At 49.0% G+C, this 22,690-nt stretch carries 17 protein-coding genes; 8 read left to right on the top strand and 9 right to left on the bottom strand.

The genetic code is table 11. The features are described from left to right. Positions 1–105 precede the first annotated feature (105 nt). The 3 genes from ACUVQO_RS00970 to mgtE all read right to left on the bottom strand — a co-directional run bounded on the left by ACUVQO_RS00970 (position 106) and on the right by mgtE (position 4,677). Positions 106–1,482: an ABC transporter ATP-binding protein gene (locus ACUVQO_RS00970; RefSeq protein WP_445924027.1), complete on the bottom strand. Its 1,377-nt coding sequence runs from the start codon at positions 1,480–1,482 to the stop codon at positions 106–108. A gap of 13 nt (positions 1,483–1,495) precedes the next feature. Beyond that, the gene (locus ACUVQO_RS00965; RefSeq protein WP_445924026.1) at positions 1,496–3,229 is read right to left on the bottom strand and encodes an ABC transporter permease; all 1,734 of its coding nucleotides are present in this window, start codon (positions 3,227–3,229) and stop codon (positions 1,496–1,498) included. A gap of 89 nt (positions 3,230–3,318) precedes the next feature. Beyond that, entirely contained in the window at positions 3,319–4,677 is a 1,359-nt protein-coding gene (gene mgtE, locus ACUVQO_RS00960; protein WP_445924025.1) for a magnesium transporter, read from the bottom strand. A 323-nt stretch (positions 4,678–5,000) separates the two neighbouring features. On the opposite strand from mgtE, the gene ACUVQO_RS00955 reads away from it, so the two are divergent. Continuing rightward, the gene (locus ACUVQO_RS00955) at positions 5,001–6,518 is read left to right on the top strand and encodes an AAA family ATPase (RefSeq protein ID WP_445924024.1); all 1,518 of its coding nucleotides are present in this window, start codon (positions 5,001–5,003) and stop codon (positions 6,516–6,518) included. A 46-nt stretch (positions 6,519–6,564) separates the two neighbouring features. Here ACUVQO_RS00955 and ACUVQO_RS00950 read toward each other — a convergent pair whose 3' ends face one another. Next, the gene (locus tag ACUVQO_RS00950) at positions 6,565–6,924 is read right to left on the bottom strand and encodes a hypothetical protein (protein ID WP_445924023.1); all 360 of its coding nucleotides are present in this window, start codon (positions 6,922–6,924) and stop codon (positions 6,565–6,567) included. A 103-nt stretch (positions 6,925–7,027) separates the two neighbouring features. Between ACUVQO_RS00950 and ndk the strand changes: the two genes are divergently transcribed. Further along, positions 7,028–7,477 carry a nucleoside-diphosphate kinase gene (gene ndk, locus ACUVQO_RS00945; RefSeq protein WP_445924022.1) on the top strand — a complete coding sequence of 150 codons (450 nt, stop codon included), beginning with the start codon at positions 7,028–7,030 and terminating at the stop codon, positions 7,475–7,477. A gap of 183 nt (positions 7,478–7,660) precedes the next feature. Here the strand turns inward: ndk and ACUVQO_RS00940 are convergent, their stop codons facing one another. Continuing rightward, a complete protein-coding gene (locus tag ACUVQO_RS00940) occupies positions 7,661–8,437 on the bottom strand; it encodes a TerC family protein (protein WP_445924021.1) in 777 nt (258 codons plus the stop codon). A 296-nt stretch (positions 8,438–8,733) separates the two neighbouring features. On the opposite strand from ACUVQO_RS00940, the gene psaM reads away from it, so the two are divergent. Together psaM and ACUVQO_RS00930 are read left to right on the top strand one after the other, a co-directional pair. After that, a complete protein-coding gene (gene psaM / locus ACUVQO_RS00935; RefSeq protein WP_445924020.1) occupies positions 8,734–8,829 on the top strand; it encodes a photosystem I reaction center subunit XII in 96 nt (31 codons plus the stop codon). A gap of 154 nt (positions 8,830–8,983) precedes the next feature. Next, entirely contained in the window at positions 8,984–9,415 is a 432-nt protein-coding gene (locus ACUVQO_RS00930; protein ID WP_445924019.1) for a slr1601 family putative cell division protein, read from the top strand. 45 nt (positions 9,416–9,460) lie between these two features. Here ACUVQO_RS00930 and ACUVQO_RS00925 read toward each other — a convergent pair whose 3' ends face one another. Continuing rightward, a complete protein-coding gene (locus tag ACUVQO_RS00925; protein WP_445924018.1) occupies positions 9,461–10,300 on the bottom strand; it encodes a tetratricopeptide repeat protein in 840 nt (279 codons plus the stop codon). 327 nt (positions 10,301–10,627) lie between these two features. After that, positions 10,628–11,671 (bottom strand): hypothetical protein, encoded by a 1,044-nt coding sequence (locus ACUVQO_RS00920; RefSeq protein WP_445924017.1) that lies wholly within the window; start codon positions 11,669–11,671, stop codon positions 10,628–10,630. A gap of 656 nt (positions 11,672–12,327) precedes the next feature. Here ACUVQO_RS00920 and ACUVQO_RS00915 point away from each other — a divergent pair. The 4 genes from ACUVQO_RS00915 (at position 12,328) to ACUVQO_RS00900 (ending at position 18,567) form a co-directional block, all read left to right on the top strand. Continuing rightward, on the top strand, positions 12,328–12,942 hold the full coding sequence (locus tag ACUVQO_RS00915; protein ID WP_445924016.1) for a LexA family protein: 615 nt from the start codon (positions 12,328–12,330) through the stop codon (positions 12,940–12,942). A gap of 291 nt (positions 12,943–13,233) precedes the next feature. Next, entirely contained in the window at positions 13,234–14,028 is a 795-nt protein-coding gene (locus ACUVQO_RS00910) for a YdcF family protein (RefSeq protein WP_445924015.1), read from the top strand. A 72-nt stretch (positions 14,029–14,100) separates the two neighbouring features. After that, the gene (locus tag ACUVQO_RS00905) at positions 14,101–16,809 is read left to right on the top strand and encodes a DUF3656 domain-containing U32 family peptidase (RefSeq protein ID WP_445924014.1); all 2,709 of its coding nucleotides are present in this window, start codon (positions 14,101–14,103) and stop codon (positions 16,807–16,809) included. Between the two features lie 195 nt (positions 16,810–17,004). Next, positions 17,005–18,567: an FkbM family methyltransferase gene (locus tag ACUVQO_RS00900; RefSeq protein WP_445924013.1), complete on the top strand. Its 1,563-nt coding sequence runs from the start codon at positions 17,005–17,007 to the stop codon at positions 18,565–18,567. Here ACUVQO_RS00900 and ACUVQO_RS00895 read toward each other — a convergent pair. Together ACUVQO_RS00895 and ACUVQO_RS00890 are read right to left on the bottom strand one after the other, a co-directional pair. After that, positions 18,480–20,291: a hypothetical protein gene (locus ACUVQO_RS00895; protein WP_445924012.1), complete on the bottom strand. Its 1,812-nt coding sequence runs from the start codon at positions 20,289–20,291 to the stop codon at positions 18,480–18,482. The two genes, ACUVQO_RS00900 and ACUVQO_RS00895, sit on opposite strands and share 88 nt — an antisense overlap. Before the next feature lie 112 nt (positions 20,292–20,403). Continuing rightward, on the bottom strand, positions 20,404–22,635 hold the full coding sequence (locus ACUVQO_RS00890; RefSeq protein WP_445924011.1) for an O-linked N-acetylglucosamine transferase, SPINDLY family protein: 2,232 nt from the start codon (positions 22,633–22,635) through the stop codon (positions 20,404–20,406). Positions 22,636–22,690: the final 55 nt, after the last annotated feature.

Genomic DNA, 22,690 nt, shown 5'->3' with positions numbered 1-22,690 from the left:
CCAAATTGAATGGTGCTGCTTGCAGGCATCTGTAAGGGCGGGTTTAGCAGATAATCTTTCTGTTTTGATGTTCATTTAACGGCAAAACCCGCCCCAACAAGTCCATCAAATAACAGATTCGCTGGCCTCCTGGGCAACAGGTTCAGGCAGATACAATCGCTCCTCTCCCGCATCATATTCAAATAACTCGGCATACCGACCCCAATCTACAGCCGTGGCAAACTGGTGTTCGGCTTCTATGTGTGGGAAATACTCGTCCAACAGATCGATAAAGAAATCAGCTCGCATGGAACCGTTTTGTTTTTCATGAAGAGTTTGTACCATACTGACCAGCATCGGCACATGCTTCAGGATCTGTTGCCGGAATAAGTCCTTACTGCGAAGGATGGTGGTGGTGGCAAAGTCGCGTCCTACATCCGTCAGTTTAAAGTCGCCATTCACAACTTCTGCAAAGCCCAAGAGAGTTGCGGCATCGACGATCGGCAACAAATCATCCACTTCCATTTGCAAGCGTTCGGCCAGCTTGTACACATCGGTCTGCCCTTTGGTCTGATCTACGATTAACTCCAGCAGACCACTGATGCCTCCCACTCGCGCATGGGGAAGGGCCTGAGCATAGGGAGATACTGGGACAGGAGCAGGGACTAGCGGTTCCACGACAGCTAGAGGTACGGAAATGACTCCAGTCACTTCTGCGTCGGGATTGGTCATGATGGTGTAGATATAATCCACCAAAGCTTTGAAACGATCGCTGGTGCGGTTGTGCGATCGTGGTAAATCAATCATCACCTCTCCCCGAATACGACCAGGATTTGACCCCAAAATAATCACGCGATCGGCTAGAAACACCGCTTCCTCAATATTGTGAGTAACAATCAGAATACTTTGAGACGGAAACGTGCCAGCATTCCAGAGGTCATCAATTTCGCCCCGCAGATTCTCCGAAGTTAGCACGTCCAGGGCACTGAAGGGTTCATCCATAAATAACACCTTAGGTTCCAGCACAAACGCTCTGGCAAATCCTACCCGCTGCTTCATACCGCCGGATAATTCCTTGGGGTAAGCACTTTCAAAGCCGTCCAGTCCCACCAGGTCGATCGCTTTCAGTGCCCGACGGCGGCGTTCTTCCCGGTTCATACCCTGGGCTTCCAGACCCAATTCCACATTTTCCTGTACTGTCAGCCAGGGCAACAGGGCAAAGCTTTGGAACACCATCGCCACATCTTTGTTAGCCCCTTTCAGGCGTTTGCCATTCGTGATCACTTGCCCACTACTGGGAGGCAGTAATCCGGCCATGATTCGCAGCAGAGTACTTTTGCCGCTGCCACTGCGTCCCAGCAAGGCCAGTACTTCTCCGGCTTTAACGGTTAAATTAATATCGGTGAGGACGTTAAACTCTCCTTTCCCTTCTGGTAGTGGAAAGCTTTTGTTCACCTGCTCAACGGTAATCAGTTCCTGTGCAATCGTAGTTGTGATAGCCATGCTTATCTACTCCCTAGAGATGGTACTTTGTTTCGGCCAGGTGATAGAGTCGTCGCCAGAATACTCGATTCAGCCCGACGACAAACAAGCTCATCATGCCAATCCCCAGGGTGATGCGGGGCCAGTCTCCTGCTTCGGTTGCTTCTGTGATGTATGCGCCTAAACCACTGGCCGTCAGAGTGGTGGTTCCCCAGGTGACAATTTCTGACACAATGCTGGCATTCCAGGCTCCACCGCTGGCTGTAATTCCACCCGTTACCCAGGCGGAGAAGATCCCTGGAATGATCAACTTGCGCCATAGTTGCCATCCCTGCAATCCTACATCCCTGGCCATTTCTCGTAAATCTGTGGGAATACTCATGGCTCCGGCAATCGAGTTGAACAGAGTGTACCACTGAGCACCTAATGCCATGAGTAAAATGCTGCCCCAATTGATCGGGATGCTGAACCGAATGAAGAACAGGGTGGCAAACGGAAAAATAAAATTAGCGGGAAAAGCAGCCAGAAACTGAACCACGGGTTGCAACAGACGAGCCAGTTTGGGATTAAAGCCGATCGCCACACCAATGGGAGTCCATACAATCGTGGCAAAGATCAGTAGGATCACCACCCGACCTAGCGTCAGCAATCCCAGAATAAAGGTCTTCCCCACTTCTGCTAAACCCACAGTGGTCAGAATGAAATTTATCCCGGTGACTACCAGGGCACCAATGACCAACAGGAGAAAGAGATTGTACAGGCGATCGCGGCCAGTGATAGGTGTTGGCTCGATTGCAAATGTGCGTTGTTGAGGAGATAACCAGGCCAGCAGCCGGTTGGTAGCTTCTCCAAGCGGGGTAAGCGCACTTCCCAGCAATCTGGGTATCCGAGCGGTTGTCAGCAAATCATAGACCCAGGATTCGGGGACCAGGGCTGAGGCGCTTTGCTCCAACCGGAATTTATCCGTCCAGGCAATCAGCGGTCGCCAGAAGAGTTGGTCTACAACGATGATCACAATGGCCATTGTCAGCAGTGCCCATCCCAGAGCAGGCAAATTCTCTGCTTCCACGGCTGCTGCTACATAAGAACCAATTCCTGGCAACGTGTACTTCCTGTTCAACACACTGATCGTTTCACTAGCAGCCACAAAGAACCAGCCGCCACCAAAGCTCATCATGGCATTCCAGACCAGCCCAATCATGGCTGAGGGCACTTCCAGCTTGGTAAACCGTTCCCATCGCGACAGGCCATACAGCGTCACGGCTTCATCCAGTTCCCGCGGCACCGTGCGCAGGGATTGGTAGAAGGAAAAGGTCATGTTCCAGACTTGACTGGTAAAGATGGCGAAAATGGAGGCGGCTTCCAGGCCCAGTAAACTCCCTGGAAACAATGCGATAAAGCCTGTAACGGTAATCGATAGGAACCCCAATACAGGGACAGACTGCAGAATATCCAGCAGGGGAATCAGTACCTGTTCAGCGCGGCGACTATTGGCGGCAATATAACCATAAATCAGCGTAAACAGGGTGGAGAAAAATAGGGCGATGAACATCCGCAGGGTCGATCGCCCTGCGTAGTAGGGCAGATTTCCGGGATCTAGGCTAATACTGGGTAGGTCATGGGGAGGTTGGAAGCTAACGAGAGCGCCAACCCCAACGCGGGCAATTAAGGCCAGCAGTACTAAAGTGCTGAGAATCACAGCAATGTCTGCCAGGCCAAAGGGAAACCGCTTTAGTGCTTCTGGGGAAGGAAAGGTTTTTTGCAGCATAACGATTTGCTTTACCGTTGTCTTCTGGAGTGTCCCTAAGAACCCTGTTTGCACCCTACGGGCTGAGGGTTAAGGTTTGGTAAATGCAATCAGGAAACAGGCAATTTCAAGATATTCAGGCTGAGGGTAATTAAAGATAAAAAGAGAATAAATCCAATCGTGTCCAGGGCGGTTGTCACCAGGGGACCACTCACCAGGGCAGGATCCAGTTTGAGCCGCTTCATCGCCATCGGTAATAGAGCACCCAGAGTAACGGCAACCAGACTGTTTGTAGCCATAACCAGACCAGCCACCACGGCCACCCAACGTTCCTCCGGCTTTGTCCAGATCAGGGCCAGGATGACCATCGTTAGTCCCAGAGCCAGGGCAATGCCTAATCCTGCTAACAGTTCCTTAGCCAGGATCTTGAACGTGTCCTGGGGAGATACTTCCCCAACCCCCAGCGATCGCACAGTGACGGTCAACGCCTGGATGCCCACTGTTCCTCCCGTATTTGAAAACAGAGGCATAATCACGGCCAGCACGGGCACCATCGCGATCGTGTTTTGAAAGGGGGCGATTGCACTGGAAGCTCCGATATACAGAGCCATGATCCCGACCAACCAGGGTAGGCGATTGCGGATCTTTTGCAGGGGATGAGAGAGAGATGATTCATCACCATTGGTGACCCCCGCCATTTTCTGAATGTCTTCGGTGGCTTCTTCCTCCAAGACATCCACCATGTCATCAATGGTGATGATGCCGACCAGGCGTTCTTCTCGATCGACCACAGGCAAGGCCAACAGGTCATAGCGCTTCATTAATTGGGCTGCTTCTTCCTGGGGTGTTTCTGTATAGACTTTGATCACCCGATCGCTGGCAATATCCCCAATCAGAGCATCGGGCAGGGAAAACAGCAGTTGGCGTAGGGAAACGACCTGCACCAGTTTGCGGTTATTGTCCGTGACATAGGCGTAGTAGACGGTTTCCTTATCTTGGTCATTTAAGCGAATTTTGCTGAGCGCTTCCGCCACCGTCAGCCCCTGCCGTAGCCGCACATACTCCGTGGTCATCAAGCGACCCGTGGTGCCTTCGGCGTAGCCCAGAATAGTTGCCGTAGCCTGCCGTTCTGCAGGACTTAGATCTTGAATTAATCGTCGCACTACCCCAGCCGGCAGTTCATCAAACAACTCGGCCCGATCGTCTGGTCGCATCGCCTCGACAATATGGCTGATGTGAGCATCGTGCAAGGAACCAATTAACTCTTCCCGCACGTCGGGAGGTAAGTATTCAAAAACATCCGTCGCCTGATCTTTCTTCAGTAATCGGAATGCGATCGCCCGCCGTTCTGGCGGCAAATCTACAATAAAGTCGCCCACATCGACAGCAGGCATTTGATTTAGCTCAATCTTCAGCCGATTCCAGTCGGAAATTTCCGACAGAGAAGCGCGTCCTTCCTGGGTTAGCATGATTTTCTCCTCAATCTCCCCCGCGCTGAGAGATTGAAGCTCACCAGGTTAGGGGAGGATTCTACTGTCTGGGAATGGACTGGTGTCCATGGAAATTTCAGAATTCAACATCGTCGTTCTTGGCGAACGGCGCTGACATTATCCTAACCCCCAGATAACCGGAATTACAAGGATCTCGCGAAAGAGATGATTCATGTCTTCAGGATTAGAATTGCAATAGGCTGACAGTGTCTCAGTTGAGAAGCTTACACGCTTATGTCCTCTAAATCCCAATTCTGCCGCTAATCCCAATTCCCAATCCCTGATCCCTAATCCCAACCCCTATGGATCCCCTTGAACCCTTTACCGACAACTGGACGTATCTCCGAACTGAATTGAATTGGTTAGACCGGTTACTGGGAACGGCAGTCGCGCGGCAGCGCAAAGAAGTAAAAGAGGTGGAGCGGGTGGCCCGATCGCGCGCCGATCAAGCCACCAGTCACTGGTGGAAAGGCTTGATTTCCATAGAGGGCGATGTGGCGGGAGATTCTCCTGCTGATACGGCCCGCCGTCGCAGTACCGCCAAGCTCAGTTACCAGCAGCAGATGGAAAGCCGGATCCAGGCTACGGCTCAGAAAGGCATTACGTTGGGATTGCCTGCTCTGTGTCAGCGATTACAACTGACAACCTTTGAGAAAAATTTGGTATTGATGGCCCTAGCTCCAGAAATCAGCCGTCGCTACGGACGCATTTACAACTACCTGCAAGATACTGAGCAAGCAGGAGGGCTGCCCACCTTTGACCTGATTCTGCGTCTGCTTTGTCGCAATGATGCAGAATGGAGATCGGCCCGACTTTCCCTATCGGCCACATCTCCCTTAATTCGTTACGGGGTAGTCGTCCTGCCCTCCTTGTCCAGTGAACCGTTCCTGTCGTTGCCTATCAAGCTGGCGAATCCGATCGTGGAATATTTGCTGGCAAATCAGGTGCAAGCCGACCAACTGGAATCTTTATTGCAGCCTGTGCTGAATCCTGGTAGTGATCAGATCCTCCAGCAAAGTACAGACCTATTAAGCTGGCGACCCGAGCAAACATTGGTTCGGGCAAACGAGGTTCAACCTGCTGCCCTCCTGCAATCCCTGGTTGTTCCCGACACGATCGATCGCTGGTCAACTCTGGTACTCCCCGACTCTTTATTACGAGCGCTGCGGCATTTATGCGATCGGATCCAGTACGGCAACGAGGTCGATAACAACTGGGGCTTTCAGCCGACGGCTTTATCCCCTGGCTCCGTAGTGTTATTTTCTGGCGCGAAGGGTACAGGCAAGACAATGGCCGCCCATGCGATTGCTCAGATCCTGCAAACTCCCCTGACCTGGATTGATCTGGCCTTGATTAAGGCAGTAGATGGCGATCGCGTGCTTCAGGAAATTGCCGCTCAAGCTCCTAAAGTGCTCCTCATCGAATCGGCTCAAATTTGGTTTGGCCGTTCTGCCCTCTTCCCTGCTGAGGTGCTGCAACAGTTTTTACACAACCGCCAGCAACAGTACAGCTTAACCCTGCTGATCATAACCCAACGAACAGCGGTGAAACCCAAATGGAGAAACCAATTCACCCAAATCCTCGACTTTCCCATTCCCGATGAATCCGCTCGCCTCAAACTCTGGCAGCAAGCCTTTCCGCCCCTGGTGCCGCTGGGAAAAAGTGTTCGGTGGGACAAGCTAGCGCAGATCGTTCTGACGGGAGGTGAGATTCGAGCGATCGCCCGGGATGCCGCGATTATTGCCAGAGCCAGATCTCCCAGGCCAAAGGTGACAATGAAGCACCTCATTCAGGCGTTGAAGATGCGGGGCCTAGAGTAGGTAAGGGGGTGGAAAACTGCTTCCCCCCTTTACCGCTCTCACTCCTTCACGGCAATCGATCGCCAATGCGACTGATAACGGGCAGGCGAACAGATTTGCGTTGCCACAAACGCACCATCAGCCAGAGATTGGTCAGAAAATAGCCGGAGGTAATCAAACTGCTGGTCAATAGGAGTGGCAGGGAAAGGGAATCAGCAGTTTCTGCACCAACTCCTAGCAGAATGTAGAAAAATAGCCAGCCCAGGGTCAGGGTGACGACAACTCGACTGAGGTCTTCTTGCTGCCTGGTGCCCCGTTGGTAATACAACGTCCACAGTGCCGGAAAGAAGCCCACCACTGGCACCAGATACAGAAACAGTTGCAGCCGCTTGATTTGTTGATTTTCAAGGGGTTCTGACTCACCCATTGGCCCACTCCGCGATCGTTCAGTTTCTCAATCCTAAACAATTTGGGAGGTCGCGATGAGCTAATCTGGTCTGTGGAGATGTTGAAGAAATTAGGAGTCAACCTTGGAACGCACATTTTTGGCCATCAAGCCGGATGGAGTACAACGCAAGCTAGTCGGTGAAATCATCCGCCGTTTTGAAGCAAAAGGTTTTACCCTGGTTGGCTTAAAGCTGATGAGCGTGAGCCGAGAACTGGCAGAAACTCACTACAGAGTGCATAAGGAAAAGCCTTTCTTTCCGGGGTTGGTGGAGTTTATTACCTCAGGCCCGGTAGTGGCAATGGTATGGGAAGGCAAAGGGGTAATTGCCTCTGCTCGTAAGATTATCGGAGCCACCAATCCTTTAAATGCAGAACCCGGTACCCTGCGAGGTGATTTTGGGGTAGATGTAGGCCGCAACATTATTCATGGCTCGGATGCTCCTGAAACGGCTGAACAGGAAATTAAGCTGTGGTTTAAGGATGCCGAACTGATGAGCTGGGAACCCAGCCTCACATCCTGGATCTACGAATAATCTGTAGTCATAGAAGTCGGAGTTTTGCCCGATGCTCTCGGTATTGTAGGAGAGTTCATCTAAAAACTCCGACTTCTTGGTCTTAAGTGTTGCATTAAAAAGTCAGAATCTTGGGGCTAGTTTCCTGTTGTATCAAAGGAACTGGGCAAAACCCGACCTCTGGTTAAAAGTTAGACGATCGACCTATTTCTTCGTTTCTACCACTTCTTCTACATCCAGGATAGTTTCTGTTGTTGGGGGAGTGGCTTCAGTTGGTATAGATACGGATGATTCGTCAGGTTGATTTCTTTTCGAGAAGCCCCAGATGAAGATTAGTGCGATCGCAGAAACCATCACCCATTCCGGGGGGACAAGGGAATCATTAATCACCCGTAACAAGAGCCGGATTCCCACAAATGCGACAGTAATAAAGCCAGCGTCTTCCAGGTGGGTAAACTCCTCCAGCCAGCGAACAAATAACCCTGCCATAAACCGCAGCGTAATAATACCAATAGTTGCTCCCAGGAGAATAATCCAGGTTTCCTGGGAGACGGCGATCGCGGTTGTCACACTATCCAGAGAAAAGGCCAGATCAGTGACGGCAATCATGGGAATGGCCTGCCACACGGAAGTAAACCGGGGAGCGTGATGGGGGTGCTCCCCGTCATTTTTTTCTGACTCAGAGGTAAAGTATTGAAACACCAGCCACAGCAGGTAAAGTGCGCCTGCCAGTTCAAATTGCCAGAACCGAACAACCCAGGTAGCTGACAAAATTAAGATCATCCGCAACACATAGGCCAGCACAATCCCAATATTGAGTGCCCGCTGCTGCAGGTTTAAATCATGTAATCCCTGGGAGAGGGCGGCCAGGGCGATCGCATTATCAGCTGATAACACAGCTTCCAGGGCAATCAGCACGGGCAGCAGCAGCAGAGTATCGACCCCAAAATTAGGAGAATATTCCAGCAATTGATCCAGCATCTAGTATTTCAACGCTAAATGGTTAAACAGCGATTCAACCAAGTCCAGCTAGAAAACTGGAGTTTTCCCGGTAGAGAAACATGATTCTGGACTTGGACGAGGTTTATTAATCTGAGCGACGGGTATAGATAATGATTATGACATTTCCCCAGGTGTCTCCTGACCTCTCTCTACGAATCGCAAAATATTGTTGTCATGTTGCATCTTGTAACAAGTTATTCCCCAAAGGGCCAATTTAGCGGACATTAAGGAACGATAGATGTCTATTCACCACCTTTAGAAGGAGTCTTGAAACTATGGCTTTATCAGATTCCCAAGTATTCTGGGCACTGGTTGTTGCTTTGATTCCCGGCATCCTCGCCTTTCGTCTAGCATCAGAGCTTTACAAATAAAATTTCTTAGGCTCGTATAATGATTAGCCTGTTTTGCTACTTTGGTTCTACAATGGCGCGGTAACCTTTCCCCTCCAGGTATCAGGTTTCGCCAGGGATAGACTAAGCCAGCAAAACAGGCTTTCATCGTTTAAAGTAGCTACTCTTCACCCCTATGTACGCACTTAAGCCATCTAAACAGACTTCCATCCAGCCCGGTCGAGGCCGCCGCATGGCTCCCAGAGCCAAGGCTCATAAACGTTCCAAGCCTTATCAAGCGATCGTCTATGAGACAACGGCCAAACTGGCTGTCAATGTGGTGCTATCGGTGGCGGCAGTGGTAACTCTGGCGCATCTACTCCCCTATCGATCGGCTCAAGAGGTGAAGCTACAAGAGCTACATGCAGCGGTGAAGACCACAGGCGATCGGGTGCAGCGGGTTCAATCTAAATTCACTTACTACTTTGATCCCAGTCAGGCCAGGGAAAGTATGCAAGAGCTAACCGATCGCATTGATCCCTTGCGAAGACAAATTATCTGGAAAGAACCAGACAGTAAACCTGTACCAACACAACTCCCTGAAACTGCTGCCGATCCTGGTCAGTAGGGAAAATGATACGAGATGCGTGGCGCAAGCAACTTTTTAGTTACACTATTCAGCATGACAAGGGTTAAGTAGCGAATCCAGCCAGCTTTGTACTTGAAAGCGCAGTCGATAAGCTGGGTTTTTTGACGAGCCAGTTAAGAGTAACCGTTCTAAAGCACGGCGGTAATCTGCTACAGCACAGTTCCAATCTCCAGTCAGATGGTTGAGACGACCCCGCTCAGCATAAATATGGCCTTCCAGAGCAGCAGGGACTCCCACCACATCAGTTGAATTCAATAGCTGACTGACTTGAAGTGCTAAATCAAAGGCCTCCAGGGCACGATCGTACAGATCCAATTCTCGGAAGGTAATCCCCTGATTCAAACGAGCGCGAATATCGGTTGGATCTAAGTTAATGGCGGTTTCGTAGTCAGCGATCGCGGCCTCTAAATCTCCCAAACTGGCCCAGCAATTGCCCCGGTTATTGTAGACTTTGCCCAATCTGGGGTTGAGCTGAATCGCTGTATTGTAATCTTCCAGAGCTAGGTCAGAGCGCCCTTGTTGGAACTGCAATAGTCCGCGATTGTTGTAATTACTGGCACTATCGGGGTTATAATGAATCAGGAATGTAAACAAGTCGATGGCTTCTTCTAGATGCCCCTGGTGAGCTTTGTCAATCGCTTGTTGTCGCAGCAATGCCTCTCGATCAGATGAACCCAAATAAATGGGAGTCTGATCTAGAGTTTTATCTGAAGTTGGAGAAGGTTTTCCAGTACCGGGCAACTTTTCACCCTGGGGAATCCGAACCGGGTGATCCTGATTGGAACACGGGGTCGCAAAAGGTAGCGTCTTGCGACGAACGAGTTTGGAATTGTTCGAGTGGTCTGAAAACTTACGAAGATTCATGCCATTCTCACAGTGAGTATGAGTTAACTGTACGGAGTCGTGATTAGAAACGGAGTCGTGATTAGAAAAGGATTATTTCCTGTGTCACTCAGTGACGTGTCTAACTATTAGATTCCCAAACTAGTGCAATGGATCATCCCAGGGGGCATTTAAGACTGGCTGGCGGTGCAGTTTTAAGGAACATCTTCTGCTTCAGTGTGTTAAGCGTGACTCAACACACCTTGGGGTTACAAAATAGACCGATTAAACCTGTACCAAGATCGATCTACACACCCTGCCGAAAGAATTCCTGAAAATCTGTCAAATATCCAGTAATTGCTACCAGAGCTATTCATCAAAAATTTGTAAGCGTACTCTGCGATCGCTCATGTCATCCAGGGGGGTTTCAATGACATCACTGGATAGATTTCCTAAACAACTCAACAGAGTTCTTAAATGCGGGGTACTTTCACCACTGTCCAGATAAACTCGTTCAGATAAACTATTTAACCGTTTCCAGGTAAGGAATAGTTTGATCGTTAACTGCTCCAGTTGGGCCGCATGGTTGACCAGATCAGCTGTTGAACTGAGGCATCCAATTCGCAAAGCTTCTTCTAAAGCCAGTTCCAGATTGAGACAACCATTGGATAATGCCTGCACCCTAGACGCTGCTTCCAGATATTTCGCCAGATAACGGGCCTCTGCAGTCACCTGTTTGACTGTATCCACATCAGGACTTTCCGCTATCGCTTCCCGCAAGGTTGTCTGGTGGGATTCTGGGAGTTTTTGCATTTCCTTCACCAGAGGAGCCAGATAGCGAGTTGGTAAACTATGATCCGCTGCTTTTTGGCGCACGGGTTCTGGGAGTAAATCAGAAGTCATGGCGATCCATTCTTCCGAGAGTTGTCGAACTTCCCGTCGGGTGATGCGATCGCCTTTACGAGCCGCATCGCTTACCAACTGTTGTACCTCTGGGGCAGACTGGGCCGTTTCCACAAAAGCCCGCTTGCTAAACTGGTTAACATCTTCTGGTTCCAGATATCCCCCTTCCACCAGCGTGTCGGCACTATTAGCTAATTCAATTAAAGAATAGGCTTGACTTTTGCTGATCTCCCGCTCAGTTAACCAGTTGAGAAATCCAGTTCCCCGACCATCCCCACTGCGTTTTTCGCGATCGCGCACTGTTCGCAGAATTCGTCCTCGCCAGATGTCCGTTTGTAGATCGAAGCGATCGCAAACCTGCCATGCTTGCTCAATTTGCTGCTGAAACTCGATTTCTGGAATGCGATCGTCTTCTGGGTCAGGCAGTTGAAAGTGAAGCTCTACCAGCCCATCGGAATGTGGAGCCAGCCGACGCACAGGGACAACATTGGACGCATTAGCTTGAACCATGAGTTTCCTTCAGACAAATAGCCGAATTATTATTGCACGCCGATTGTCCATGCAACAGAAAAAGAATGCTAATCATTGGGATTTGTTGATGAGGCTCTCCGCGCTTTAGGCTATCCCATCCCTCGACATGGTAGCGTTGTGATTGCTGTATTGGGTGTGCTCATTACTCATCCAGGCTGCCGACGCAGACTCAATAAAATCAAGATTTTCAGTAACCTGCGTCGGCAGGTTTTCTCCGGATAGCCGCGACTTCAGTCGCCAGGGTGATTGAATGTTGTTCTTAAATGGGAACTAATGTTGGGGACTAAAAGAAGACGAAAGGGCAACAAATTAAACAAGTGGTCATGGTTGAAAAAATTATTTCCCATTTTTGTATATCAAGTAAAATTTAACCTGAGGACTGCCCCATTCAGTCTTTCTTATGAACCAGTCTAGATATAAACCAGGTTCAGCTAGAGAACGGTGGTTTTTCGATCATAAAAACTACGGTTCTGGGCTTGGACAGGTTTGGCTTTTGGCTGGCAAATTTTCCATGATAAAGAGTTTTACAGATATGGATTGATCATCAATATTTTTTGAATAAATCACGATCGCAAAGGTGTCAAATAGAACAACTGAACTACAATAAAAAGGTCGAGTTATTTCTGCAATTTCCCATGCCTCCTCAACCCCACGATGACCTCTACCGATATATTGAGAATTACAAAAAAGCTCGCAGTAATTCTCCATCTTACGATGAAATGATGGAGGCAACTGGAAAGTCTCGGGGGGCTGTACAAAACAGTCTCAACTATCTGGAAAAGCACGGGTATATTCGTCGTATTCCTGGCAAACGACGCAATATTGAAATTGTTAAATCGGGATATAGAGGAGTTCCCATCCGAGGTGAGATTGCCGCAGGCTATTTAAGTGATCCCTTTACCGATACGGTAGAGCATCTTCCCTTTGAAGCTCCCTGGCTGAGGCCGGGTGATTTTGCTCTGAGGGTATCAGGGGACAGTATGAAGAATGCCCATATTCCCGATGGTGCGTTTGTGATTATGCGAACCGTCCCCGATGGATATATGCCTCCCGATGGTGAAATTGCCGCTGTTTACGTTGCAGGCATTGGCATGACGCTCAAGCACTTTTATCGCGATGGTCACAAAGTAATCTTGAAGCCCTCCAATCCTGACTATCCCTCAATGCCTTTTGATCTGCGAGAACAAGAAGTGAAAGTTCAGGCTACTTGGCTGTGTACGCTGCATGGGAAGAATTGGTTAACAGCCTGACAAACAAGGCATGAGGCAAGTTCTTAGGAGATTTCCAAGAAAAAACATGCCCTTTACACCTCTTGTTCCAAGGCTCTGCCTTGGAATGCAGTTGTGGAAGCTCTGCTTCCTGGCTAGAGGCAGAGCCTCTAGATTAGCGTGACTCCGCAGAGCAAAGTCACGAGGATAAAAGTGACACGCTCCCCAAGAAATCTCCTTAGTTCTCAGTTTTAAGTTCTCAGTTTGGATCTCAACTTAAGCCAATCCTCGATCGCTATGACAAGATAGGGGCGAAAACGATCAAGGATTTCCATGTTTCTGTTTCTCTCCAAACTTCTCCCCATCTTTCTGTACCCCCTGGGATTGAGTTGTTTGCTGCTGCTATTAGCTTTTATTTTGTTGTGGTGGAAACCCCGGCTGGCTGCAGTTCCCGTTATTCTGGCTTTGGTGTTGTTACTGGTAAGTAGCAGTGCCTGGGCTAGTGACTGGCTGGTACGCTCCCTGGAATATCAGTATGTACCACAAGTAAATATTCCTAAAGCAGATGCGATCGTGGTGCTAGGAGGAGCAACCCGACCTGCAGTGCCCCCTCGTCCCTGGGTAGAAGTGGCAGAAGAGGGCGATCGAGTACTCTATGCGGCAAAACTGTTTCGAGAAGGAAAAGCACCCCGGATCATTCTCAGTGGTGGGCGAGTGAACTGGGCAGGAAACAACGATCTTCCTGAATCGGCAGACATGGCAGAACTGATTAAAACCATGGGGGTTCCCGAAACGGTACTCATCCAGGAATCGACTTCTCGCAATACGCGGGAAAATGCCGTCAACAGCAAAAAAATTATGGACGACCAGGGCATTCGCTCGATTCTGCTGGTTACGTCGGCCCTGCATATGCCCCGCTCATTGCGAATTTTCCAGAAGTTGGGGATTCAGGCATTTCCGGCTACCACGGACTTTTTAAGCAGCGATCGGGAAACTAGAGAATTGCAAAACACAGCCCAGGACATTACTTTGAACTCGCTGCCAGATGCCGAACGCTTGCGAAACACAACCCGCGCTTTGAAGGAATACGTGGGTATTTGCATTTACTGGTTACGAGGCTGGCTGTAATCCCAATCTTCAGGCGAACCGATAAGATAGCAGGTGGGAGACTGGCCATCTGATTCCCAGCCCACCTGTGCTATGACCCTTGATTCGCCCCTTGCTGCTGAGGCTGTTTCTGCTTCCCTGCACCGACCAGAACTACTGGCTCCTGCGGGAAATTGGGAGTGTGCCAGAGCGGCTGTCGAAAATGGAGCCGATGCCATCTATTTTGGCCTGGAGCGGTTCAACGCTCGAATGCGGGCAGAAAATTTTACAGAAGCTGATCTACCTGACTTGATGGCCTTTTTGCATCGACGGGGGGTAAAAGGATACATTACCCTGAACACCCTGATCTTCCCTCAAGAACTGGTCGAAGCTGAGCAATATCTCCGTACCATGATTACGGCTGGAGTGGATGCCGTGATTGTCCAGGATGTAGGAATTTGTCGTCTGATTCGCCATCTCTCGCCCGATTTTCCCATCCATGCTTCCACCCAGATGACAGTCACCAGTGTGGCTGGCGTTCAGTTTGCCAGGTCTCTAGGCTGTCAACTGGTCGTTCTAGCGCGAGAATGCTCGCTCAAAGAAATTACCAAAATTCAACAACAGCTTGAGTTGCAGGAAATCTCTTTACCTCTGGAGGTCTTTGTTCATGGTGCGCTGTGTGTGGCGTATTCTGGTCAATGCCTGACCAGTGAAGCTCTGGGGGGACGCTCGGCCAACCGGGGAGAATGCGCTCAAGCCTGCCGGATGCCCTACGACCTGTTTGCGGATGGAAAACCTGTGAATCTGGGCGATCGCAAATATCTCCTCAGCCCTCAAGATCTCTCTGGTCTGGAAGTTTTGCCTGACTTAATCAAAACCAGAGTGGCTAGTTTAAAGATCGAGGGTCGGCTGAAAAGCCCAGAATACGTTGCCAACGTGACTCGTGTGTATCGGCAGGCAGTAGATCAGGTGATGGAGGCAGAAAAGCATCTGTCACTGGTCGTGCATCATTGGTCATCAGAACAGGACGAAGGCCAAAGGACAAAGGCCAAAGCAGAATCCAAACTCCAAACTCCAAACTCCAAAATTGCCACGAGTCAATACCAACTCGAAATGGCCTTCTCCCGTGGTCTGCATAGTGGTTGGTTTCGTGGCATTAACAATCAGGAACTGGTTCATGCCCGGTTTGGCAAAAAGCGAGGATTTTATCTGGGCGAAGTAATTCGCATCAAACGTGCTGAAATTACCATCCGCCTGCCCGAACCGGAAACACTGTCAATTCAAAATTCAAAATTCAAAATTCAAAATTTCCCGATTAAACCCGGTGATGGGGTGGTTTTCGATAGCGGTCATCCTGAAGCCGAGGAAGAAGGTGGGCGAGTCTATTCCGTTGAATGGCAGGGGAACACAGCGATCCTCACCTTTGGGCGAGGAAGTTTGAATCTGCGGCGCATTCAGGTTGGCGATCGCATCTGGAAAACCAACGATCCGGAATTGGATCGGCAGTTACGGCAAACCTTTACCGGAAAGACTCCCAAGTTTCAGCGTCCGATTCAGATTGCAATTCATGGAACGGTGGGAGAACCCCTGATTGCGATCGCACGGGATGAACTGGGTCATGTGGTTCAGGTGGAATCCAAGCTGCCGCTGGTCGCCGCACACAATCAACCATTAACGACAGAGCGGCTAACGGAACAATTCAGTCGTCTGGGAAACACACCTTTCCGCTTGGATCATCTGACAAATCATGTCTCTGATGCTGTCCTGCTGCCGGTCAGTGAATTGAACCGTTTACGCCGCGATCTGGTGAGTCAATTAGAAGTGCTCCGTTCTCAGCCGAAACGCTGGCAGTTACGATCGCACGCCACCTACACCGACTTGCTGCCTACCAGAGAAAGATCTGCAACGATCCAGACCCAATCTCTGCAACCCCCACAATTGATCGTCCTCGTCCGCAACCTGCAGCAACTGCAAGCCGCCCTACAAACCAACGTCACCACCTTCTACTGCGAATTTGAAGACCCCCGCGCCTACAAAACTGCCGTCCAAATCGTTCGCACCCATCATAAGGAAACTCACACCCCATGCCCAATCCCTAATTCCCGATCCCCGATCCTCGACCGCCAATCCCCGCTCCTCTTCGTCGCCCCTCCCAGAATCACCAAGCCGAATGAGCAGTGGATCTTGCAACAGGTTCTGGATAGCCAAGCAGATGGGTATTTAGTCCGAAATTATGATCATTTGCAGTTCTTTGCTGGGGAGCGATGTATTGGCGATTTTTCCTTGAATGTTGCCAATCCCCTGACGGCAAACTACTTCAAGCAACTTGGTTTAGAACGGTTAACCGCTTCCTATGACCTGAACATTCAACAGTTAGAAGATCTGCTGAAACAGTGTCCTGAGCAGTGGTTTGAAGTTACAATTCACCAACACATGCCGATGTTTCACATGGAACATTGTGTGTTTTGTGCCTTTCTGTCAGAGGGAACGGATTACACCAACTGTGGTCGTCCCTGTGAAAAGCATGAGGTAACTTTGCGCGATCGTGTCGGTACCCAGCATATTCTTCATGCGGATGCAGGTTGTCGTAATACCGTATTCAATGGGGTTGCCCAAACGGGTGCAGAGTATGTGCAGCGATTATTGGAGCTAGGACAACGTAACTTCCGACTTGAATTTGTCAGTGAAACTCCGGAGCAGGTGATTCAAATCATTCAACGCTATCAACAACTGCTGCAGGGACAGATTACTGGAACCCAACTTTGGCGAGAGTTGCATCTGCACAGCCAGCTTGGAGTGACACGCGGGCCACTCGAACGGTAGTGTGAGTTGAGGGATCACTTTAAGCTATCAATCAAGGTGAAAAGCTATCAATCAAGATGAATTTCACCAGTGAGGATGCCTTGAAATTAGTGCAATATGCTGTCCTGCATTCTAATGGAACAGGGCTTAATAGGGAAAGCATGGGTGATTTTGTGGGCACACTGCTAAGATTCAGTACTTCTGCCATCAGCTGCTATGGATGATTCATTCTACCTCACAACCTACTGGGCTTATCTTCGCAGCCTTGGTCTGCAATCGGAGATAGACACAAATTCGCAAATTACTCAAATTCTGGAACAAACTCAGTGGGATGAGCCTCAAACTGCCATAGATCGGAATAATTCCGCCGTAGTATCGCTGATTGAAGCTGAAAACAGTGATGATCCCACTGTGCGAGAACTATATCTGAATATGGCGATCGCGACCTTAGAACAGGGCAGCGATCATCCTCTCTGTATGGCTCACTGGCTGCTGATTAAGAGCCTGCTGGGAGAACGAGAGGAAGCGTTGAAAGTGGGCTTTCCCATTTTTGTGGCCTTACTGCAACCCGTCTACAGTTCATCCGATACAACGCCTGCTGGTTTGATTTATCTACCCAAAGCGTGGCAAGGACAGAAAGTCTCCTGGCAATTACATGAAATCTTGCACACTCAGAGTGGCGATCGTCAGGCCCTATTGCTGCTAGGAGAGACTCTCAGGCAATCCCAATTGATATTCTACAGTTCAGCAGGACTACGCTTTCTGCAGCTAGCGGCTACTCTGTTTCCCCACTCTGCACCAATTCAACATTCCCTGGGAATTTCCAGCTTGCTGAATGGACAGTGGGAAGGGTTGCTCTACCTGCATCAAGCCAATCAGCAGCAACCAGCGTGTTCCTCAATTTTGCAATCCCTCTATCTGGCCTATAAGGATTTGCGGCAGTCAGAGACATCCCTTTTCTGGCTAAAAAATGCTCAAACAGTTGCCCATCAACATCCACAGATTCCTGCATGGCAGTGGGTAAACCTGGATGCTGCTAGTCCCTTTACTTACGCAACTGTGGAAACGGATATGTTGCTGGCGGTTGAACCTAGCTTTCAAAGTATTGTGACCAGTGTTTTGCTGACCCACGGAGACTGGTTTGAGCAAGAGATGGAGTTTTGGCGAGATCAGATCCAGCCCGGAATGACAGTGATTGATGTAGGAGCCAATGTCGGTATTTACACCATTACTGCCGCACGGCGCGTGGGAAAAACTGGTCGAGTTATAGCTGTGGAACCGTTTTCCAACTGCGTGCAATGCTTACAGGAAACCTGTCGAGTCAACGATCTGAACTGGGTGACGGTGTGTCGGAGTGCTGCCAGCGATCGCGATGGCACAATCCGATTAGCCCTACATGATGCCAGCGAACTGAATCAGGTCATCACAACTGAGGACGAGTTGGCATCTGGGACGTATGAGGAAGTTCCCTGTTTTTCCCTGGATACTTTGATTGAACAGGAGAAACTGCACCAGGTTGACTTCCTGAAAATCGATGCTGAAGGTCATGAGTTACAAGTGTTGCAGGGTAGCGATCGCCTGTTGCAACGCTTTTCTCCCACCATTCTGTATGAAAATATTGCTGGCAGCCAGGGAAACAATACTCCCGTCGCCGACTTCCTGATGGCTAGAGGCTACCGGCTTTATCGCTATCAGCCTTTTGTAAAACAGTTAATTCCCCTTAATTCCCCAACGGATTTGCATGGATCTCTCAATATCATTGCCCTACCTCCAGAGTAATCACCCTGCGTCAGAGCTTGGGATCGTGAATTTAATATCGAACCTTCTCCAAGTCCAGAACCGGAGTTTCTTTGATCAGACAACAATCGTTCTCTAGCTGGACTTGGTTTAATTGGGTTTTTGCAATAAAGGTTGATTTGAGAATTGGGATTTAAGTTGCGATTAAAGTTGCCAAATACAAGTTCTTGATAGTTCTGGCGATCGAACCATTCGACTGATCGATTTAAGAAGATCTTATTCAGAAGGGGAAAGACAACAATACAAGCAATATCTTTTTTATCTGAAATAGTCTCTAAGGTCTGATAGTTATAAAACTTTTTGAGTTTTGCCGCTATTTGATTAACATCCTGGATTTCATAAGTTGACACATACATATTAGGGCGATCAGCGGCATAATTAAGATATTTTTTAATGGAATAATTCCACTCAAAGTAGATCATGGGGTTTGTTACCAGCAAGATCTTATCTGCAGGGGTAGTTTTAGCAACAATGGTAGATAACAGTCGATTCGTTGACTTGCCTTCTAAAGCAAAAATATGAGCTGAATTCCAGGTCGAATGGAGACTCAGGGAGAGGCCGATCGCAATCAGCAGCACAATAAACTTACTCAGATTTCTGGCATTTTGGTTTAAATCTCGATAAATCCAAACAATTAAAAAAGAGTAAGCAAAAATGCCTGGTAAGAGATAGCGCTGAGAGATGCCAGATTTTGCATATAGTACCACTTGAGGTACGGTAATCAGCAGGAACAGAGTGATCGGAGCGATGACTTTTTTCAAAACCTGAGACAGTGCTTTTTTGACCAGAGCAGGATTTCGTAATTGATTAACACCTGTAATCTGACTCAAGACCATCAGGAACAAACCAATCAGAATAATCCACCAGTTGCCATGAGTACTGAGGCTGACTGTTGCCCTCCAAATTGCCTTCAAGTTGAATCCCTCAAAGCCTGCATACCCGATTTCTGGAGTTGTGCCAACAAAGTATTTGATAAATAATAACTCTGCCAGACAGACCAGTAGGAAGACAGAGGTAGACAAGCTATGTCTTAAGACTGCTTTTCGCCAGGAACCGACAGCCGTTTTAGCCAACCAAATCTGTAAAAATGCGATCGCAGGCAGTAGCAGAATAAAATTTTCTTTGGACAAAGACATAAGGGTGGCACAAAGAATTCCTGCGGCTCCATAGAGTCTGTTGTATTTTGGGGCGGTAATACCAAGAGCAATCAACAGCAGACCCAGCGATAGCATGAAGGTTGCGATCGTTTCAGCGGGGCCAAGATACCACCAAACGGCTGACTGAGCACCAAAAGTAATCAGAAATGCAAATATTAAAGCTTCTAGAATTGAAAATTTGAGCAGGCGACCAAAAATAAATAGAAAAAAGGTGGTGAAAACAGCCAGTAAGCCTGTGTAAATTGACCATAGAAAGAAGTGAATTCCTAGCAGCTTTGTCTGCAGAATGCGATGAATAAAGTAGAAGGTTCTAAACCGCCCAGTTGCATGATCCTCAACCAACCATTGCTGGATCACTTGCGGAACAGTCATTTGCTTAGTTGTCAGATGGTAATGAATCGCGACAATGTCATGATCATCCATAAAGTGAAACCCGGAAAATAAGGTTCCACTGGTAACAAACATGAAAAACCAGAACGCTAGAATTCCCAGCAATACAACCCAACTGGGATGAGCTTGAAAGAATGGAATTACTCTAGACTTCAACATTAGCCGGTAGACCTAATTATTGGCAAAATAGGTTGGCAAAGCGTAAACCTATGCTGTTCACAAAAGACGAATGACAGAGGACAAAGGACAGTCCTATTTTTATTTGCACAACCTACTTTTTAGAACGTTGACACATTTCTTTGTAAGCCTGTTCCATCTCACGGGTAAACTGCTTAGCATTCCAGAGAGGAGCCGTTCGACGAGATTGGAGCAGTTGCCAGTGAATCTGTTGCCGGAGGGTGGCATCTGTTCCCAGCCGCACGCCCCATTCCACATATTCCGCATCTGTCCAGGCAATTCCTGCTTTTACTCCGACATTCATCAGCATCGTATAGCTATTGCGGGCGGCGAACTGTTCACCTACCCGCGTTACCAAAGGAATGCCCATCCACAATGTTTCCAGGGTTGTCGTAGCGCCATTATAGGGATAGGTATCTAGCACCACATCCGCGATCGCTAAGTTAGCCCGATGTTCTGCTTCTCTAGCTGTATTGGGAAGAAAACGCAGACGATCGGGATTTACCCCTTCTTCCTCTGCTATATGAGTAAAGAACTCCTGAATTGATTTTTCATCGGCAAACCCTTTGATAAAAAAGTAACTATTGGGAACTTGCTTCAGGATTTGCATTTGCAGTCTGACGGTATCGCGATGTCGTTTACGGCCACTTTGAGAACTGAGATACACGATCGCATCAGCCGGAACTCCCAGATCATCTCGTCGCAGTGTTGGCACCTCAACTTCAAACCCATCTACGGCGATGTAGGTATTCGGCAATCGCCAGATGGTCTCCGGGTAATACTCCTGTGCCCAATCGGGAAGCACATAAGGGTCAGCAATGAAGTAATCGATAGTAGAAATCCCTGCGGCATCCCAGCCTAGCCAGGTGGCCTGTACGGGAGCAGGTTTCAGGGCCATAATTTCGCAGGTCACATCCAGAGTCAGGCTATCCAGATCAATCAAAATATCCAGATCGTCTGCGTAGATGCGATCGGCCAGATCATGAGGATTATCTAGACAGTCGATTCCCATACGACAGGTATGCTCCATCTGGCTGAGATACCAGTCGTTCAGATAATCTCCTGGCCGATTAATGATGAAATAGCCATGCAGCTCCACCTGATCGCGATCATGATGCTGCAACAGCCAGCGAGCCAGCCAGCCGACAGAATGTTGCAGCATACAGTGAGAGACATAACCTACCTTCAGCCGTCGATCGGAGGTTGTGACCTTTGCAGAAGTTGCCCTAGACTGGCGATAGCGGGCAATGCGCTGGCTGGCATATTGCTCCACATTCCTCTGGCAAAACTGCATCACCTGATTCTGGATCGTGCGATTTTGCCGCAGGTCATCCGAGAAGTAGGGCAAGTAAAACGGTGAATTAAACAGCCGCACCGCGTAACCGGAACGCAGATCGACAGGCTGTTCTGCACATAAAGTTGCCAGTAATTGACGATGATCTGCGATCGCCGCGACTGATTCTTCCCATCGTCCACCTGCTGATACCAAGGCCCGCAGCAACAGTATATTGGAGAAAGTTTTTTCTATGGTTTGTTCCGCTAACGCCAGGTGGGACTGGGCCGCTGCGATCGCCAGATCATATTCCTGAGCTTTCTGATAGAAAACGGACAGATTCCATAACACTTCTAGATTATCCGGATCCAGTTTCCGGTACTCCTCAAACAAATGAGCTGCCAACAATGGATAGCATAGGCTATAAGCAATTTTCATTCCCGCCGCAATCAGAAGTTGTAACAGCGCATCGGTAGCGGAGAGGTGCTGGAAACAGGCGGCTGCAAACTCAACGGTGATTCTGTCCGGCGGTAGACGATTCAGAACAACTTCCAGCGTTTTTGATAAGAGCGTGACGGGTACAACCCCCTGAAAGGCTTCTAAAACTGGAATCACATTCCATGCTCGGATTTCATCTCCGGTTAATTGCTCTAAGGCCGCAGAAAGCTGGATGAGATAGAGCAGATTTGTCAGGTTTTCGGGAAAAATTTCCCGTAAATGCTGACGAATCACCCAGGCCAATTGCTGGTTACTGAGAGCTTGCTGGCGATCGGCTTCTGTTTCCAACACTTGCATCAGTTCTGCCGCCCACTGGTCGATCGCCTCCGATTCTCCCTCTGCCAGGGCCATTAGCCAGGTTGTTTGAGCTTCTGCTTCTGCTCCCTGCAATAGCAGCATCAATCCCAGATGCCAGTAGTGAGCTTTAACCTCTGGTTCTGCGTCAATAGCCTGACCGTATAACTCCGCAGCTTTCCCGTACTGGCCCTGTTGCCAGCAGTCCAGTGCTTGCTCATGCCAATTAACAATCGTGCTAACCGGGGATTCAGAACTCATAGGCTAACCACACTTACAGGTAGGGAGATGAGCGTTAATGGAACGCACCGCTATA

Source organism: Leptodesmis sp. (assembly GCF_052746595.1).
The sequence above is the reverse complement of the archived record's forward strand: the minus strand, read 5'-3'. Positions and strand labels throughout refer to the sequence as shown.

Excerpts from the sequence above, each read along its gene's own strand:
- ACUVQO_RS00955 (WP_445924024.1), top strand. The coding sequence starts at position 5,001 with ATGGATCCCCTTGAACCCTTTACCGACAACTGGACGTATCTCCGAACT.
- ACUVQO_RS00905 (WP_445924014.1), top strand. The coding sequence starts at position 14,101 with ATGACCCTTGATTCGCCCCTTGCTGCTGAGGCTGTTTCTGCTTCCCTG.
- ACUVQO_RS00915 (WP_445924016.1), top strand. The coding sequence starts at position 12,328 with ATGCCTCCTCAACCCCACGATGACCTCTACCGATATATTGAGAATTAC.
- ACUVQO_RS00920 (WP_445924017.1), bottom strand. The coding sequence starts at position 11,671 with ATGGTTCAAGCTAATGCGTCCAATGTTGTCCCTGTGCGTCGGCTGGCT.
- ACUVQO_RS00910 (WP_445924015.1), top strand. The coding sequence starts at position 13,234 with ATGTTTCTGTTTCTCTCCAAACTTCTCCCCATCTTTCTGTACCCCCTG.
- ACUVQO_RS00930 (WP_445924019.1), top strand. The coding sequence starts at position 8,984 with ATGTACGCACTTAAGCCATCTAAACAGACTTCCATCCAGCCCGGTCGA.
- ACUVQO_RS00900 (WP_445924013.1), top strand. The coding sequence starts at position 17,005 with ATGGATGATTCATTCTACCTCACAACCTACTGGGCTTATCTTCGCAGC.
- ACUVQO_RS00940 (WP_445924021.1), bottom strand. The coding sequence starts at position 8,437 with ATGCTGGATCAATTGCTGGAATATTCTCCTAATTTTGGGGTCGATACT.
- psaM (WP_445924020.1), top strand. The coding sequence starts at position 8,734 with ATGGCTTTATCAGATTCCCAAGTATTCTGGGCACTGGTTGTTGCTTTG.
- ACUVQO_RS00970 (WP_445924027.1), bottom strand. The coding sequence starts at position 1,482 with ATGGCTATCACAACTACGATTGCACAGGAACTGATTACCGTTGAGCAG.
- ACUVQO_RS00895 (WP_445924012.1), bottom strand. The coding sequence starts at position 20,291 with ATGTTGAAGTCTAGAGTAATTCCATTCTTTCAAGCTCATCCCAGTTGG.
- ACUVQO_RS00890 (WP_445924011.1), bottom strand. The coding sequence starts at position 22,635 with ATGAGTTCTGAATCCCCGGTTAGCACGATTGTTAATTGGCATGAGCAA.
- ACUVQO_RS00925 (WP_445924018.1), bottom strand. The coding sequence starts at position 10,300 with ATGAATCTTCGTAAGTTTTCAGACCACTCGAACAATTCCAAACTCGTT.
- ACUVQO_RS00950 (WP_445924023.1), bottom strand. The coding sequence starts at position 6,924 with ATGGGTGAGTCAGAACCCCTTGAAAATCAACAAATCAAGCGGCTGCAA.
- mgtE (WP_445924025.1), bottom strand. The coding sequence starts at position 4,677 with ATGCTAACCCAGGAAGGACGCGCTTCTCTGTCGGAAATTTCCGACTGG.
- ACUVQO_RS00965 (WP_445924026.1), bottom strand. The coding sequence starts at position 3,229 with ATGCTGCAAAAAACCTTTCCTTCCCCAGAAGCACTAAAGCGGTTTCCC.